Source organism: Streptomyces sp. T028 (assembly GCF_048159505.1).
In the GTDB taxonomy this organism is placed as follows: Bacteria; Actinomycetota; Actinomycetes; order Streptomycetales; family Streptomycetaceae; genus Streptomyces.
In genome coordinates this window covers 1-16,402 of sequence record NZ_JBLRVZ010000001.1, presented here as the reverse complement: position 1 = coordinate 16,402, position 16,402 = coordinate 1, and the positions used below count along the sequence as shown (strand labels likewise).

Sequence of the window (16,402 nt, the reverse complement as noted above, 5' to 3'; positions counted from 1 at the left end):
CTCGCACGATGAAGCCGACAGGTCGAGCGATGCCGACAGGCCGACGGAAGGCGCAGAACATGGAACGGCGTACGTTCATCGCGGGCGGCACGGCCGCGGTCGCGGCGGTCGCGACGGCGGCGTGCAGCACATCGAAGGGCAGCGGCGCGAGCGCCTCCGGCGGCGACACCGCCACCGGTCTCACCTCCCTCACCACCACCGCCGGCTCCGCCCCCGCCAACTGGGCGGCGCTCGCCCGCGACCTGGACGGCACCCTGGTCCGCCCCGGCGACGCCTCCTGGACGACGGCCCGCCAGCTCTACAACACCCGCTTCGACCACCTGAAGCCCGCGGCGGTGGCGTACGTCGCCCACGCCGACGACATCCGCACCGTCCTCTCCTACGCCCGCGCACACCGCACCAAGGTCTCGATCCGCAACGGCGGCCACTCCTACGGCGGCTGGTCCTCAGGCGACGGCCGGCTGATCGTCGACGTGTCGCGGCTGAGGACGGTCCGCGCGAGCGGGAGCTCGGCCGTCGTCGGCGCGGGCGCCAAGCTGATCGACGTCTACCGCGCCCTCGCCGCGAAGGGCGTCACGATCCCGGCCGGCTCCTGCCCGACCGTCGGCGTCTCGGGCCTGGTCCTCGGCGGCGGCCACGGGGTCGTCTCCCGCGCCTACGGCCTGACCTGTGACAGCCTCACCCAGGCCACGATCATCACGGCCGACGGCAAGCAGCTCGTCACCAACGCCACCCAGAACAAGGACCTGTTCTGGGCGCTGCGCGGCGCGGGCAACGGTAACTTCGGCATCGTCACCGAGCTCCGGTTCAAGACCCACACCGCCCCGCAGGCCGTGACCGGCTATCTCACCTGGCCCTGGGCGAAGGCCGCCGCGGTGATCAAGGCCTGGCAGGAGTGGGGCCCGTCCCAGCCGGACGAGATCTGGTCGTCCCTGCACCTGGAGAACACGGCGGGCGGCACGCCCCGGGTCGCCGTCGCCGCCTTCTGTATCGGCACCTACGGCCAGCTGCAGAACGCGGTCGACCGCCTCGCCGACCAGGTGGGCGCCCCCGCGTCCTCGGTCTCCCTGCGCCGCAAGGGCTACGAGGAGGCCATGGAGGCCTACGCGGGCTGCTCCTCCTTCAGCGCCGACGCCCAGTGCCATCTGCCCGGCTCCACCCCGGGCCGCTCCCCGCAGGGCAAGCTGGGCCGGGAGACGTACACGGCGCGCAGCGACTTCTTCGACCGCTCCCTGACCTCGGCGGGCATCCAGACCCTGCTGAAGCAGATCACGTCGGTCCAGGGCGGCGCCGGCAGCATCGCCCTCACCGCCCTCGGCGGCGCGATCAACCGCGTCTCCCCCACGGCCACGGCCTTCGTCCACCGCCGTTCCCGCATGCTGGCGCAGTACATCGTGTCCTGGCGGGCGGGTACGACGGGTTCGACGGCCCAGTCCTGGCTGAACACGGCGCACAAGTCGATGCGGCCGTACGCCTCGGGCTCCGCCTACCAGAACTACGCCGACCCGACCCTCACGAACTGGCGCAAGGCCTACTACGGCGACGCGCTCCCGCGCCTGACCCAGCTGAAGAAGCAGTACGACCCGACAGGCTTCTTCACGTACCCGCAGGCTCTGTGAGCGATCAAAGGAGGATCAAGCAATCTCAGGCGGCGAGATCCCGCTCCTCGGCGGCGGCCCCGGAGCGCGCCCCCGGAACGAAGGCGTCCCGGGCCCGCTCCCGCGCACTCCTGCTCCGCACGACCCACCCCATCCGGGGCGACCGCTCGACGGCCTTCATCAGCGGCGTGAGCGCCAGCGAGGCGAGCGGCGACAACAGCAGCGCGACAGCGGTCCCGAGCGCGAACCCACCGACCACATCGGTCGGGTAGTGCACCCCCATGTAGACCCGGCAGAACCCTTCGAGCAGCGCGATCCCGATCCCGACGAGCCCGAACCTCCGGTTGGCGACGAACAGTCCGACGGCCATGGCCATGGTCAGCGTCGCGTGATCACTCACGAACGAGTAGTCGGTCTTGCCGGAGACAAGAACCTCGAGCCCCTGATGATCGAGAAACGGCCGGGGTCGCTCCACGAACCCCCGTATGGGCACATTGACGAGTACCGCGATGGCGGCGGCGAGCGGCGCCCACACCAGAGCGGCAACGGAGGAGGCGGCCTCCTCGGCCCCACCGGCCCTGCGCCGCACACTGCTCCAGCACCAGACGATCAACAGGACCATGGCGAGGAGCAGCCCGTACTCCCCCACGAACTCGACGATCCTGTCGAACCAGTGCGGAGCGTCCTTGGCGAGCCCGTTGATGTCGTAGAGCAGGTCGACGTCGGGGTTCGCCCCGGAATCGGCGAGTCCAGCCATGGTGCTGCGGCCCCTTCGTCATGTACTGCCCAGCGCATCTCTCACGCGCACGCCTCAACAGGAACGCACGGCCCCGCTTGATACGTTCCACTCTCCACTGAATGATCACGCAGACGTTATCGAAGAGAGATACAAAGCCGCAGCTCAAGGGGATGTTCCCGATCGCCTCAGACGTTCGTCGGGAGCGCTTTCGCGCCATCTTCGGTCACGCGGGTGGCACCAAAGTACTCAGCCGTGTCGATGGGATCAAACCGGATGACGGCACCTGTGTAAGGCGCGTCGATCATGTAACCGCCGCCCACGTAGATACCCACGTGGTGGATGGCCCGCGAGTTGTTGAGATCGGTCGAGAAGAACACCAGATCCCCGGGCAGCAACTCACTCCGCTTCGGGTGCGGCCCGGCGTTGTACTGGTCGTTGGCGACCCGGGGCAGGGTGATCCCGACGCTGTCGTAGGCGGCCTTGGTCAGCCCGGAGCAGTCGAAGCGTCCGCCCTGGTCAGCCGTGCCGTTGCCGCCCCAGAGATAGGGCGTGCCGAGCTTCTTCTGGGCGAAGTAGATGGCCCCGGCGGCCTGCTTGGAGGGGTCGACGCGGGAGACGGGGGCGGCGAACGACTCCTCCAGAGTCGTGATCGTCTTCACGTAGTTCTGGGTCTCCCTGTACGGCGGCACACCGCCGTACTTGATGACCGCGTACGCCCCGGCGTTGTAGGCGGCGAGCATGTTCTTCGTGGCGTCCCCGGGGACGTCCTTCACGTACGAGGCGAGCTGGCAGTCGTACGAAGCCGCCGATGGAATCGCGTCATTCGGATCCCATACGTCGCGGTCGCCGTCACCGTCGCCGTCAATGCCGTGCGTGGCCCAGGTTCCCGGAATGAACTGCGCTATCCCCTGCGCGGCGGCGGCGCTCTGCGCGCGCGGATTGAATCCGCTCTCCTGGTACAGCTGTGCGGCGAGCAGGGCGGGATTGATGGCGGAGCAGAGATTGCCCCATTTCTGCACGAGCGCGCTGTAGGCGGCCGGCACGGCCCCCTTGGCCAGCGACTTGCTGCTGCCGCCCACCCCGTTGACCATGTTCCCGGCGACGACGTACACGCCGATGACGAGCACCATCATGAAGGCGGCTCCGGCACCGACAGCAGCGGTCGCCACGATCCATGCCTTACGCACCGTCAACCGCCCCTCGCCGCCCGGGAGTCCGCCCCGCCCAGTGTAGAGGCGGGCCCGCCTCTCGTGGTGATCATGTGCAGTACGGGATCCGGTAAACCCGACGTCAAGCGCAACCCAACAGACACTCCCGTCCTCCCCATGCACGGCCATACACACGGCCATGATTCGGCAACATCGTCACTCCGTCCCGGACTCGGACATACGTTCCAGGCCGTGAACGTTGACGACACCCCCCACAGAACCGCGACCGCCCGCCGCTCTCTGCTGCGTGGCCTCGCCGGAGCCGCCGCACTGGGCGGCGGCCTCGCCCTGGGAGCAACGCCCGCATCCGCCGCGGGCAACGGCAGGAAGGCCCCCACCGCCCCGCACCCCACGACCGCCGAAGAGGCCCTGCGGGAGCTGGCCGCGGGCAACCGCCGCTGGCGCAACTACTGCGAGCGGCACCCGGACGAAACCCCGGCCGTCCGGCAGAGCCTGACGGCCGGCCAGCATCCCTTCGCCGTGATCCTCGGCTGCATCGACTCCCGCGTCCCTCCCGAGCTGGTCTTCGACCAGGGCCTCGGCGACCTGATGACCGTCCGGACCGCCGGCGAGGTGCTCGACGAGGCGGTTCTCGGCAGCATCGCCTACGGGGTGCTCGAACTGGGCATACCGCTGGTCATGGTGCTCGGCCACCAGTCCTGCGGCGCGGTGAAGGCGGCCGTCCAGGCGGATCTGTCCGGTGAGGAGCTCCCCGCCCACATCCAGTACCTGGCCGACCAGATCGCCCCGAACATCGACCGCACGAAGGAGGGCGACGCCCGTGTCGACTCGACCATCGACGCCAACATACGGGCCGTGCACTCCCGTCTCGCCGCCGAGCCCGACCTCGCCGCGAAGATCTCCACCGGCGAGCTGACCGTCGTAGGCGCCCGCTACGAGCTGACCACGCAGCTGGTCCACCACATCGCCTAGACGTGGCCCCGCCCTGCTCGTGCCCGCCGAGGACGCCCTGTGCGTCAGACGCGCGGCGGCACCGTGGCGTACACCGGGAAACCGTCGGTCGCGATCTCGACGTCCAGCGGCTCAGGCAGTCTCACGGACTCGCCGAACTTGCCGGGCAGCACATCCTGGTAAGCACCGTTGTCCGGGCGGGTGTGCAGAGCCCAGGTGCCCTTGCGGGGGTCGACGACGAGAAGGACGGGGACATGGGCGACGGCGTACCAGTCGGCCTTGTCCCTGATCTCCCGGGACTTCTCGGACTGGGAGATGACCTCGACGGCGAGCGCGGCGTCCTCCGGGGCAGCCAGCCAGTCGTCGTCCTCCTCCCATTCAACAGGCCCTCTGGCAGAGTCAGACTCTCAAGCTGCCGCCGCAGCCGGCTCACCACGCCCGCGTGCTTCCCACGCGGAGTCGGGGACATCACGAGCTTTCCTCCCACGATCTGCACCCGCAGACCCGTCGCACTCTCGATCTTCTCGGCGATGTCGCGCAGGTTCCCCGGACGAGGTCGCAGGTGGGGCCAGGCGCCCGGCGGCACGGACATGACTCGCTGCCTCCGTCCCTCGATCCCTTGTGCGGCCTGCTCCGCGGCCTCCGTGTCACGCTCGCCGCATGTACGCACGGTCTTCCTGAGCCGCTGCTCGATCTTCGTCACGACACCCCTCCATCACGCTTCGGGCACACACAGTCACGATAGGTCACCCCCCTGACACTCGGCCCACAGCACCTTTCCCCCGCTCCCGCCCAGTTCGGCGGCGCCCCAGCTGTCCGCGCAGGCCCGCAGCAGCTGCAGCCCGCGTCCGTCCTCGGCCCCGAGGTCCGGCGGTACGACCCTGGAGACCCCGTCGGCGGCCACGAATCCGGGTGGCACGCGCGGGTCGGTGTCCCACACCCCGACCCGCACCCGCCCCGGCGCCACCGAGCGCAGCCGCAGGGCGTAGGGGCCGGTGGTGTGACGGTGGGCGTTGGCGAGGAGTTCGGCGGCGACGAGTTCGGCCGTTGGAGTGAGTTCGGCGAGCGCGCGGGCGTCGAGAACGGTACGGAGGGTGGCCCGCGCGATCCCCGGTGAGCGTGGATCGTGCGGGAGCTGGAGGGTGTAGGCCCAGGACGGGGTTACGGTGGGCATGAAGTCTCCGATCACTGAGGGGAGTTGGGTGACTGCGCCTGGTTGTAAGGTAGCGGGCATCGGGTTTATGCATTAACTGTTCCTGGCTATCGGCGTTAACTACCACCCATGTGGGTGACACAAGGAGGCGGCAGACCCGTGCGGAACCCAACGGGACGCCAACTGCGATTCGGCGCTGAGCTGCGCAAACTCCGGGAGCGGGCAGGCCTCACGGCCACCGAGGCCGGTCAACTCATGGGCATCAAGCAGGCGCAGGTCAGCAACATGGAGGCTGGTCGGGTAGGCGTGAGCCCCGAGCGGGTACGCACCCTCGCCCACCACTACGAGTGCTCGGACTCCGTTCTCATCGAGTCCCTCAGCGATATGACCTCGGAACGGACCCGCGGATGGTGGGAGTTGTACCGCGGCTCACTCCCCGGCCTCCTCCTGGACCTGGCCGAGTTGGAGCACCATGCGCACGCCATCCGCGACGCGACCACGGCCCGTGTCCCGGGCCTCCTCCAGACTCGCGCCTACGCCCTGGAGATCTTCCGCCAGGCTGTCACCGAGCTTTCACCGCCCGATATCGAGCACCGCCTGTCCTTCCGCATCAAGCGGCAGGCGATCCTGTACCGCGAGGACGACCCGACCCCCTACGAGGCGATCGTCCACGAGGCGGCCCTGCGCATGAAGGTCGGCGGCCCCGCGGTGTCGCGCGAGCAGTTGCAGCACCTGCTGGATCTGAGCGAGCACGAGCACATCACCCTGCGCGCCATCACCTTCGACGCGGGCGCCTATCCGGGGTCGGGCCAGTCGATCTACTACGCGCACGGCCCGGTACCCCAACTGGACACCGTCCACCTCGACCAGTCCCACGGCATCGCGTTCCTCGACGCCGAGGCACAACTGCACAAGTACCGAACCCTGTTCGCCCGGATGGAAGCCGTCGCCCTCCCACCAGAGAAGAGCCGCGACCTGATCCACCATGTGATGCGCGAGCTGTGAAAGGAACACCCATGAACCTGAACTGGCAGAAGTCCTCCTACTGCTCCGAGGGCAACTCCTGCATCCACATAGCCACTTCCGCTCCCACCGCCATCCACCTCATGGAATCCGGCGATCCCACCCCATCCATACTCCAGGCCACCCCGGCCGCCTTCTCCGCCCTCCTCGCCACCCTCAAGACGGAAGCCCCCCATGTCTGACATCCCCACCGAACTCACCTGGATCCGTGCCGCCCCGCCGGAGGCGACCGGGCCCGGCCCCTGGATCGAGATCGCCTTCGGCGAGGGGGAGGGGGCGGACGACGGCGAGGCGCCCGTCTACCTCCGTGAGACCAGCGACCCGGACAACGTCGTCACCACCAACCGCCGCAAGTGGGACGCCTTCGTCCTCGGCGTCCAGGCAGGGGAGTTCGACCACTTCGTGGAGGGCGTCGAGCTCGGCGAGTGAGCGGGCGGGGCGTTGTCAGTGGGGTGCCGTACGGTTCGAGACATGACCCGAACCGCCCGCCTGGTCGCCACCGTCACCGCCCCGCTCCCGGCCCCCGACGCCGCCTCCGTGGAGCTGGTCCGGCTGCGCGGAGGGCGTACGGCCCTGATACAGCGGAACGACGACGAGGTGGTCGTACAGCCGCTGGACGAGGCCTTCCGACCGGTGGAGTTCATACGGTTCCCGGCCCCGTGGACGCAGCGCTTCGGGACGTGCGCCGTCTCCCCGGACGCCGACGTCGTCGTCTTCGCGGGCACGCACGCCCTGCGCGCGGTGGACACGAGCGGCGCGACGCGGTGGGAGATACGGCACGGCTGCTGGGTGGGCCACGACGGTGGTTCGGCAGGCTTCTCGGTGGACGGCTCGCTGCTGTGGGCCCACATACGCGGCCCGCTCGCCGAGGGCGGCGAGCTGGATTCACAGCCTGTGGACGAATGGCTGCTGCTCGACCCCCAGGACGGCCGCGTCCTGGCCCGCGTCGACGCGCGGTCGGCCGCCGCCGGCAGCGATCACGTCCCGCACCCGGACCCCCGCCGGATGGGCCTCAGCATCGGCGAGGGCCAGGACGGCGCGCCGATGCGCTGGGGCCGCTGGGACGGCGAGCGGCTGACGGTGGAGTACTTCGAGGGGCTGGACCTGGCCCTGCTGGACGTGAGCCCGTCCGGCGCGCACTTCGTGACCGTCTCGCACGACCAGGACAAGCTCGCCCTGTACGAGACGGCGACCGGGACCCAGGTCGCGGAGTGGGACGTGGAGGAGTCGGTGCCCCGGCACCCGGACGCCGAGCCGGAGAACGACGAGGTGTGGCCCGCCTGGGACTGGGCCGGCGGTTTCCTCGACGACTCGACGGTGGTCGCCGGAACCGTATGGCAGGACGAGGAGTGGGGCGAGGGCCGGCACTGGCTGGTCGCCCGGCACGCGCCCCGCCCCGAGCCGCTCGTCTACCCGGGCCCCGTCACCAGCTCCCCGGCCACCCTCGGCGCCGGCCACTGGTACACCTACAGCGCGGACCACACCACCCTCTCGGTGTGGACGCTCGGCCCACGCTGAACGACGTCACCAGCCGCGACCCGTTCGCCCTGCGTCCAAGCCGGACATGAGAACATCGAAACGTACACTCACCCGACCAGCCGTCAGAAACGGCACGGTGCCGTGAAGTGAGTCAACGACGGAACCACACCGAGGTTCCGTTCCGGCCTCATTGCCCGGCGTAACCTGCCGTGATACACAGAGTGACCGTACCAACCATTCATACGAATCCCACCCGGCAATGACGTCAAGTCGACATACGACGGCGGCATCGTCGGCGACAATGAGTCCTGACCTCTGCACTCCGCAGGGGACACGCGGAACTACCCACCAGGGGCGGTGACTTACATGCTGTTCGCGGCCGACAAGGGCGACATCAACACCATCATCGGGGGGATCGCTCCGGACTGGGGGCCCTTCGGCAGCCTGGGCAACGAGGCGAAGGTGATGATCGAGGTCGTGATGGCGGTCGCCATCCTCCTCTGCCTCGGCATCGCCGTCTGGGGTGCGGCCAAACAGCGCATCGGCGCCACGGCCCTCAGGGACACCTTCAGTGCGGAACAGGGCAAGGGCCTCATCATCGCCGGACTCACAGGCGTCTTCATCATCGGCTCCCTCGGCACACTGTTCACAATCGTGTACGGCATGGCCGTATAGCCGCCCGCCGGCGCCCCTCGTCCCCCACCCACCCGTCGTGCCCACCGGCTGAGGTTGCGTTTCCCTGATGTCGAGTCACCACACCGCGCCCGCGCGGGAACCAGCACGGCTACCGTCGTACTTCTACGCTTTTAAGTACGGCAACGAGGGGGCGAACGCGGCATGACTCCCGGCGACGAACACGACTACGGCGAGCCCGCGGGCACCCGCGTCCGCCTGCCCGAGGCCGACCCGTACGGCGGCGCCCGCCGCCCCGCCCGCTCCTCCTCCCGCAGCATGGTCACGGTGGTCGGCGTCGTCGTCCTCCTCATCGCGGCCATCGCCTTCGCGAACCGCGGAGACGACGACTCCCCGTCGTCGACCTCCACGACCGACGCCAACAAGCCGAAGACGTCAACGACTGCGGCAAGCGGGACGAAGCCGGTGGAGACGAAGACGGGCGGAATCCCCTCGGGCTTCGCACACAGCGAGCAGGGCGCTCAGTCGGCCGCCGCCAACTACGCGGTGGCGCTGGGTTCGACCGGCATGTTCCAGAAGGACACCAGACACACCCTCGTCGACACCGTCTACACCAAGGACGCCGCGGCCAAGCTGCAGAGCGCCATGGACCAGGCCTACTCGGCGGACTTCCTCGCCAAGATGGGCCTCGACGCGGACGGCAACGCCCCCAAGGGCAACACCTTCGTCTCCCGCGTGGTCCCCGTCGGCACGACCGTCCAGAACTACTCGGACACCACCACCCAGGTCGCCGTCTGGTACCTGGGCCTCATCGGCATGTCCGGCACGGACTCGACCGACCCCGTCACCTCGTCATGGAAGACCTGGACCTTCGACCTGAGCTGGGCCGACGGCGACTGGAAAATCAGCACCGACAGCCAGAAGAACGGCCCCGCGCCGGTCCCCGGCGACGACCAGGCCGCCACCTCCGACGACATCAGCAAGGCCATCGAGGAGTACGGAGGGTTCACGTATGCCCGGTAACCCGCACCGCCTGCTCAGGCTCGCCGGAGTCGTGACGGCCGTTCAGACGACCGCCGTCCTGCTGGCTACCCGTGCCTTCGCAGCCCCGTCACCGAGCCCTTCACCGTCCCCCTCGGGCTCGGCGTCCCCCTCGCCCAGCGGCTCCCTCGACTGCAGCCTCATCTCCGGCGAAGCCAAGAAGTACTGCGAACGAGGCAACGACTCCTCCGGCAGCACCGCCACCAACCCCGGCGTCTCCGACACCCTCGACCCCCTCTCCTCCCTCGCCAAGGGCTGTGCCGACGCCGCCTCCTGGACCGTCGACAAGCTCAGCGAGGCCGTGAAGGAGACCGCGAACGTCGACTTCACGAACACCAAGTTCCTCCAGCAGTACGCCGTCGTCTTCGCCGCCTCCACCGTCCTCACCCTCGTCCTGTGGCTCCTGGCCGTGGCCAAGCGGGCCGTCCGCGGCGTCCCCCTCACCACCGCCATCGGCGAAGCCGTCGGCTTCCTCTGGCTCACCGTCCTCGCCTCCGCCTTCACCCCCCTGATCCTCTACACGGTCGTATCCGCCACGGACGGCATCACCGAAGTCCTCGCGAAGACCACCGGCGACCAGACCGACACGTTCTTCGGCACCTTCTCCGAAGCCCTCGCCAAGGGCGAGAACATCGGCGGCGGCCCGATCATGCTGATCGTCGTCTCCCTCGTCTCCATCCTCGCCGCCGGCGTCCTCTACCTGGAACTGGTCATCAGGGCCGCCCTGCTCTACGTCGGCGCCCTCCTCGGCACCGTCGTCTACGCCGGCATGGTCGACAAGAACCTGTGGGGCCACGTCCGCCGCTGGGCCGGCATCATGATCGCCGTCATCCTGGTCAAACCGATCATCGTGATCGTCCTCGGCCTCGCCGGCGCCCTCTCCGCCGACGACGGACCGGACTCCTTCTCCGCCGTCGTCTCCGGCCTCGCCATCATCCTGCTCGCCATCTTCGCCAGCGCGATGATCTACCGCTTCGTCCCCGGCTTCGGCGACGAGATCGCGAACGGCCGCAACAACCGCCTGATGCAGGGCGCCGAGGGCAAGGCCGCCGCCGTCATCAGCTCCCCCGCGACCCTCGTCGCCCAGGGCATCAAGACGCACAGCACCCGCGCCGACAACAACGGCGGAGGAGGCCAGTCGTCCTCGGCCCCCCGCCCCTCGAACCCCGCCTCCGGCGGCGTCGCCGCGCACAGCTCGCGCACCTCGAACGGAGGCGGCGGATCTGTCCCCTCCGCCGCGCCCGCACCCCGCTCGAGCAGCGCGGTGAACACCCCGCACGCCAGCAACACCCGCAACAACCGCACGGGAGGTGAAGGGCGTTGACGACGGATTCCCATCTGGCCCACGTGTCCCACGTGGTCTCGCCCCGCCGCACATATCTGATCGGCCGCGCCCGGCCGAACGCCATCGTCGGCCGCAACCGTGAGACCGGTGAGATCGCGCTCATCGTCGTCGGCGCGTTCCTCGGCATGATGTGCGGACTCCTCGTCCCCCTCCTCCCCCTGCGCATCGTGCTGCTCGCCGGATTCCCGATGATCGCGCTCGCCGCGGTCTACGTGCCGTACAAGCACCGCACGTTCTACAAGTGGTTCGAGATCAACCGCAGCTACAAGCGCACCCTCCGCCAGGGCACGACGTACCGCTCCGGCGCCATGGAGGCCGGCACCCGCATCGACGGCCAGGAGGTCGAGATCGGCCCGCCCCCGGGCATCGGCCGCATCAGCTGGCTGGCCGCCCCCTTCGGCCCCGACGAGATCGCCGTACTCCTGCACGCGGACCGCCGTACCGTCACCGCCGCCATCGAGATCGAGGGCCCCGGCGTCGGCCTGCGCGACAGCGAGGACCAGGAGGCCCTCGTCGACCGCTTCGGCACCCTCCTCAAGCACGTGGCCAACGGCGACGGCTTCGTCACCCGCCTGCAGATGCTCGCCCGCACCCTCCCCGCCGACCCCGACGCCCACGCCAAGGACGTCGCCCAGCGCGGCGACGAGAAGGCACCGGGCTGGCTGGCCCAGTCCTACGACCAGCTGCAGTCCATGGTGTCCACCAGCAGCGAGCAGCACCGCGCCTACCTCGTCGCCTGTATGCACTACACCCGCGAGCTGGCCGCCGAGGCGCACGCCATGGCCCGCGCCGCCCGCCCCCAGTCCGGCCGCAAGCTGGACCGCGACGCCGGCCTCGCCGTCGTCATGGCCCGCGAGCTGACCGACATCTGCTCCCGCCTCCAGGAGGCGGACATCCGCGTCCGCCAGCCCCTCGGCCAGGGCCGGCTCTCCTCCCTGATCCACTCCATGTACGACCCGGACCACCCCATCGACCACATCCAGGCGATGACCCGGCGCAACGCCTGGCCGGCCGAGCTGGACGCCATGGAGCCCACGTTCCTCCAGGCCAAGACCCGCGAGTCGACCACCCGCGCCCCCTGGTGCCACGCCACCGCCTGGGTGAAGGAATGGCCGATGACGCCCGTGGGCGTCAACTTCCTGGCCCCGCTCCTCGTCCACACCCCGGACGTCATCCGCACGGTCGCCGTCACGATGGACCTCGAACCCACCGAGATCGCCATCGAACGCATGCTCACCGAGAAGACGAACGACGAGGCGGAGGCGAGCCGCGCCGCCAAGATGAACCGCACCGTCGACCCCCGTGACGTCGCCGCCCACTCCCGCCTCGACCAGCGAGGCGAGGACCTGGCGTCCGGTGCCGCCGGCGTCAACCTCGTCGGCTACATCACCGTCTCCTCCCGGACCCCCGAGGCCCTCGCCCGCGACAAGCGCACGATAAGGGCGTCGGCAGGCAAGTCGTACCTGAAGCTGGAGTGGTGCGACCGCGAGCACCACCGCGCGTTCGTGAACACACTCCCGTTCGCCACCGGCATCCGAAGGTAGGGGCTTCACATGCGGGACCCGCTGTCCGTCCTCACCGACGCCTTCACGTCCTTCCTCTTCGGCAAGGTCGAGACCACCCGCCTGCCCGTCCGCACCTCCACCGGCCAGGCCCAGGCGGTCTACCTCCCCACGGCCGCCCCCGGCCTCGGCGACTCCGGCGTCATCATCGGCCGCGAGGTCTACTCCGGGAAGGGCTACATCTACGACCCCTTCCAGCTGTACGGCCAGCAGCTCCCCGCCCCGCACTGGCTCGTCCTCGGCGAGTCCGGCAACGGCAAGTCGGCGCTGGAGAAGACCTACGTCCTGCGCCAGCTCCGCTTCCGCGACCGCCAGGTCGTCGTCCTGGACGCCCAGGGCGAGGACGGCGTCGGCGAATGGAACCTCATCGCCCAGGCCCTCGGCATAACCCCCATCCGCCTGGACCCGATGGCCGCCCTGAACGACGGCATCCGCCTCAACCCCCTCGACCCGTCGATCACGACGACAGGCCAGCTCGCCCTGCTCCGCACGATCATCGAGGTGGCGATGGGCCACGGCCTCGACGAACGCTCCGGCTTCGCCCTCAAGGTCGCCCACGCCTACGTCAACGAGACGATCATCGAACGCCAACCGGTCCTGTCCGACATCGTCGAGCAGCTCCGCCACCCCGAACCCGAGTCGGCGGAGGCGATGAACGTCGCCATAGACGACGTCCGCGCCTGGGGCCTGGACGTGGCCCTGGTCCTGGACCGCCTGGTCGACGGCGACCTGCGTGGCATGTTCGACGGCCCGACCACAGTGGGCATCGACCTCGACGCCCCCCTGATCGTCTTCGACCTCTCCCACATCGACCGCAACTCCATCGCCATGCCCATCCTCATGGCCATCGTCGGTGTGTGGCTGGAGCACACCTGGATCCGCCCCGACCGGAAGAAGCGCATCTTCCTGGTCGAGGAGGCCTGGCACATCATCAACAGCCCCTTCGTGGCCCAGCTCTTCCAGCGCCTGCTGAAGTTCGGCCGACGCCTCGGCCTGTCCTTCGTGGCGGTGGTCCACCACCTGTCCGACGTCGTGGACGGAGCAGCGGCGAAGGAAGCCGCAGCCATCCTGAAGATGGCATCGACAAGGACGATCTACGCCCAGAAAGCGGACGAGGCCAGGGCAACCGGCCGCGTCCTGGGCCTCCCCCGCTGGGCAGTGGAGATCATCCCCACCCTGACCCCCGGCATCGCGGTCTGGGACGTCAACGGCAATGTCCAGGTCGTCAAACACCTGGTCACCGAGACGGAACGCCCCCTGGTCTTCACCGACCGGGCGATGACGGAATCCTCGACCGACCACCTCACGTCCGAGGACGCCCTCCACGCCGCCGAACTCGAACAGGAACGGCGGGCGGCGGCCTTCATGGAACATCACCTGGCCGACTTGGACGACTCGTCCGAGTCGACGGTGGCCTAGCGGCAAGGGGGTTGCCATGAGACCTGGTGACGAGCGCGCCCCCGGCCGCGAAGGCGGCCAGGCGGGCGGCATCCCCGACGGCCTCCTGGTGGGCCTGCTCGCCTTCCTCCTCGGCATGACCCTCCTGGTCTGGACGGCCACCGGCCTGGCCGCCCTCTTCAGCCACGGCGCCTGGCCCACCGGCGTCACCTTCACCCGCACGCCCCTGGCCATGCGCCACCTCATCGCCCAGCCCCACGACATCCCCGGTGCCTGGCCCGACGCCACCCCCACCTCCCTCTCCGGCTACGGCCTCTTCTGGGGCCTCTTCATCGGCCAACTGATGATCCTCTTCGTCCTCACGGTGTTCGCCATAGGGACGGTGGCGAGGTGGCGGGCGGTACGAGCCCGGAAGCGGTTCACCGCGGCGGACGAACAGCAGCCTCCGTCATCGCCGCCCCACCACGAGGTACCGGTCCCTCGCACGGAACCGCTCTCTGCCACTGCGGTCCCGCAAACGCCTTCGACGTCCGCTTCTCTGTTGCCGGGTGAACGGGCGGGCGGGTGGGAAAGCACCCGCGCCGAAGGCGCGGTGCAATACGCCCCACCGGACACCCGAAGAGCCACCGCAACTCAGGCCATCCGCGACGCAGAGGGCGCAGCCCTCATCCTCACGTCCAACCCCGCCCTCTGGCAGGACACCAAAGACGCCAGAGCCAAGCTGGGCCCCGTCCACCTCTACGACCCCACCCACCTCTGCGACACCCCCGCCCGTCTCCACTGGTCCCCCACCACAGGCTGCGAGGACAAGGCAACGGCAGCCCACCGAGCCACCGCCCTCCTCACCCCCGTACGCCCCACGGCCCGCCTGGACCAAGCACTCACCGACACCGCCGAAACCCTCCTTCGCAGCTACCTCCACGCCGCCGCCATCGACGGCCGCACCATCCGCCATGTCCACCGCTGGTCCCAGGGCACCGGCATCCAGGAAGCGGTCCGCACCCTCCGTACGAACCCGAAGGCCGCCCCCGGCTCCGCCGGCGAGTTGGAAGCCGCCCTCACCGCGCACCCCGAACGCCGTGACATCGCCCAGGAACTCACCTCCCGAGCCCTCACCGCCCTCTCCACGATCAACATCCGCGAGGCATGCACTCCCAACCGAAATGATGCCCTCGCCTTGGATTCCTTCGTGGATGAAGGGGGAACGCTTTATGTGGTCGGCGAATCTCTCGAGGACCCCAGGACAAACCCAGGCGCCATGCCCCTCCTCACGGCCCTCGTCTCCAGCGTGGTCGAGCGCGGCCGGCGCATGGCCGAACGGTCATCCTCCGGTCGCCTCGACCCACCACTGACCCTGATCCTGGACGACATCGCCGCTGTAGCACCTCTCCCCCAACTCCCGGACCTCCTGTCCACCGGAGCGGACCGCGGCCTGCCGACGCTGGCCCTGCTCCGCTCCCGTGAACAGGCCAGATCCCGCTGGCCCCACCACGAACTTCCGGTCTGATCCAGTTCTACCCGCGCTCGCGCACGAACTCGATCTCGACCTCCCCCGAGAAGTCCCCGAATCCTTCCCCTACGGGCACCGACACCCCGCTCGGCACGAACCCCACCTTCCGATAGGCCCCCTGCGCCCGCAGATTCTCTGGGTGCACCAGCAGCCGCACCCGCTCCAGCCCGACCTCCCAGGCCCACTCCACCCCGGCCTCGAACAACCCCGGGGTCACCTCACCCCCACGCCATTCGGGCCGCACATACACGCCCACCACATGCCCCTGCCGCCGCTCGACGGGCAGCCCTGCCCAGTCGACGCTCCCGGCCTCCTCCACCAGCACGGTGACGGACCCGACCCACTCCCCGCCGGCCGCCTCGGCGACGAACTGCCGCACCCCGCCAGCCGCTTCACCGGCGCCCAGGGCCCGCTCCTGCCAGAAGGAGTCCGGCCGCGCCACGGCATCCTCGTATGTCTCGAGAAAGGCGATATCCGCGGCGGAATCCTTGAGCGCCTCCAGCCGCAACGCCTTCGCCAGACGCCACTCATCGGCCCGTATACCCCGCACCACAAAACCATTCATGCGAGTCACCGTAGCGCCGAGGCACTGCGAGCTCACCTCATATAAGCCCGGGCCTGAACGCAGAAAACCCCCGCACCATACGGTGCGGGGGTTTCCCACAATGATTGTTCGGCGGTGTCCTACTCTCCCACAGGGTCCCCCCTGCAGTACCATCGGCGCTGTAAGGCTTAGCTTCCGGGTTCGGAATGTAACCGGGCGTTTCCCTCACGCTATGACCACCGAAACACTATGAAGTT

Annotated in this window: 16 protein-coding genes, 1 rRNA gene and 1 pseudogene; 12 read left to right on the top strand and 6 right to left on the bottom strand. The window is 69.3% G+C overall.

Translation table 11 applies throughout. From position 1 onward, the window contains the following. The first annotated feature begins 59 nt into the window (after positions 1–59). Entirely contained in the window at positions 60–1,619 is a 1,560-nt protein-coding gene (locus ACLZN2_RS00090) for an FAD-binding oxidoreductase (protein ID WP_416976207.1), read from the top strand. Between the two features lie 25 nt (positions 1,620–1,644). Here the strand turns inward: ACLZN2_RS00090 and ACLZN2_RS00085 are convergent, their stop codons facing one another. Further along, positions 1,645–2,355: a phosphatase PAP2 family protein gene (locus ACLZN2_RS00085; RefSeq protein WP_416976206.1), complete on the bottom strand. Its 711-nt coding sequence runs from the start codon at positions 2,353–2,355 to the stop codon at positions 1,645–1,647. Positions 2,356–2,522: 167 nt separating this feature from the next. Continuing rightward, positions 2,523–3,530, bottom strand: a complete 1,008-nt coding sequence (locus ACLZN2_RS00080; protein ID WP_416976205.1) for an NlpC/P60 family protein — start codon at positions 3,528–3,530, stop codon at positions 2,523–2,525. 207 nt (positions 3,531–3,737) lie between these two features. On the opposite strand from ACLZN2_RS00080, the gene ACLZN2_RS00075 reads away from it, so the two are divergent. Beyond that, a complete protein-coding gene (locus ACLZN2_RS00075) occupies positions 3,738–4,478 on the top strand; it encodes a carbonic anhydrase (RefSeq protein WP_416976204.1) in 741 nt (246 codons plus the stop codon). A gap of 155 nt (positions 4,479–4,633) precedes the next feature. Here ACLZN2_RS00075 and ACLZN2_RS00070 read toward each other — a convergent pair. Both ACLZN2_RS00070 and ACLZN2_RS00065 read right to left on the bottom strand, forming a co-directional pair. Next, positions 4,634–4,774: pseudogene (locus ACLZN2_RS00070) on the bottom strand (Uma2 family endonuclease); the annotation flags it as partial. Between the two features lie 419 nt (positions 4,775–5,193). Then, positions 5,194–5,631 carry an ATP-binding protein gene (locus tag ACLZN2_RS00065; RefSeq protein WP_416976203.1) on the bottom strand — a complete coding sequence of 146 codons (438 nt, stop codon included), beginning with the start codon at positions 5,629–5,631 and terminating at the stop codon, positions 5,194–5,196. A gap of 108 nt (positions 5,632–5,739) precedes the next feature. Between ACLZN2_RS00065 and ACLZN2_RS00060 the strand changes: the two genes are divergently transcribed. The 10 genes from ACLZN2_RS00060 to ACLZN2_RS00015 all read left to right on the top strand — a co-directional run bounded on the left by ACLZN2_RS00060 (position 5,740) and on the right by ACLZN2_RS00015 (position 15,598). Further along, the gene (locus tag ACLZN2_RS00060; protein ID WP_416976202.1) at positions 5,740–6,615 is read left to right on the top strand and encodes a helix-turn-helix domain-containing protein; all 876 of its coding nucleotides are present in this window, start codon (positions 5,740–5,742) and stop codon (positions 6,613–6,615) included. An 11-nt stretch (positions 6,616–6,626) separates the two neighbouring features. Next, complete coding sequence (locus ACLZN2_RS00055) at positions 6,627–6,815, top strand: DUF397 domain-containing protein (protein ID WP_416976201.1); 189 nt, start codon at positions 6,627–6,629, stop codon at positions 6,813–6,815. Beyond that, positions 6,808–7,062 carry a DUF397 domain-containing protein gene (locus ACLZN2_RS00050; RefSeq protein ID WP_416976200.1) on the top strand — a complete coding sequence of 85 codons (255 nt, stop codon included), beginning with the start codon at positions 6,808–6,810 and terminating at the stop codon, positions 7,060–7,062. The genes ACLZN2_RS00055 and ACLZN2_RS00050 overlap by 8 nt, the downstream gene beginning before the upstream one ends. A gap of 42 nt (positions 7,063–7,104) precedes the next feature. Further along, positions 7,105–8,151: a hypothetical protein gene (locus ACLZN2_RS00045; RefSeq protein WP_416976199.1), complete on the top strand. Its 1,047-nt coding sequence runs from the start codon at positions 7,105–7,107 to the stop codon at positions 8,149–8,151. A gap of 327 nt (positions 8,152–8,478) precedes the next feature. After that, the gene (locus tag ACLZN2_RS00040) at positions 8,479–8,787 is read left to right on the top strand and encodes a hypothetical protein (protein ID WP_014673544.1); all 309 of its coding nucleotides are present in this window, start codon (positions 8,479–8,481) and stop codon (positions 8,785–8,787) included. Positions 8,788–8,949: 162 nt separating this feature from the next. Then, positions 8,950–9,768, top strand: a complete 819-nt coding sequence (locus ACLZN2_RS00035; protein WP_416976198.1) for a hypothetical protein — start codon at positions 8,950–8,952, stop codon at positions 9,766–9,768. Then, complete coding sequence (locus ACLZN2_RS00030) at positions 9,758–11,110, top strand: hypothetical protein (protein ID WP_416976197.1); 1,353 nt, start codon at positions 9,758–9,760, stop codon at positions 11,108–11,110. The genes ACLZN2_RS00035 and ACLZN2_RS00030 overlap by 11 nt, the downstream gene beginning before the upstream one ends. After that, complete coding sequence (locus tag ACLZN2_RS00025) at positions 11,107–12,675, top strand: SCO6880 family protein (RefSeq protein WP_416976196.1); 1,569 nt, start codon at positions 11,107–11,109, stop codon at positions 12,673–12,675. The genes ACLZN2_RS00030 and ACLZN2_RS00025 overlap by 4 nt, the downstream gene beginning before the upstream one ends. A gap of 9 nt (positions 12,676–12,684) precedes the next feature. Continuing rightward, positions 12,685–14,112, top strand: a complete 1,428-nt coding sequence (locus ACLZN2_RS00020; protein ID WP_416976195.1) for an ATP-binding protein — start codon at positions 12,685–12,687, stop codon at positions 14,110–14,112. A gap of 16 nt (positions 14,113–14,128) precedes the next feature. After that, complete coding sequence (locus ACLZN2_RS00015) at positions 14,129–15,598, top strand: type IV secretory system conjugative DNA transfer family protein (protein WP_416976194.1); 1,470 nt, start codon at positions 14,129–14,131, stop codon at positions 15,596–15,598. A 7-nt stretch (positions 15,599–15,605) separates the two neighbouring features. Here ACLZN2_RS00015 and ACLZN2_RS00010 read toward each other — a convergent pair whose 3' ends face one another. Further along, complete coding sequence (locus ACLZN2_RS00010) at positions 15,606–16,166, bottom strand: GNAT family N-acetyltransferase (protein WP_416976193.1); 561 nt, start codon at positions 16,164–16,166, stop codon at positions 15,606–15,608. A 106-nt stretch (positions 16,167–16,272) separates the two neighbouring features. Then, positions 16,273–16,389 (bottom strand): 5S ribosomal RNA (gene rrf, locus ACLZN2_RS00005). Positions 16,390–16,402: the final 13 nt, after the last annotated feature.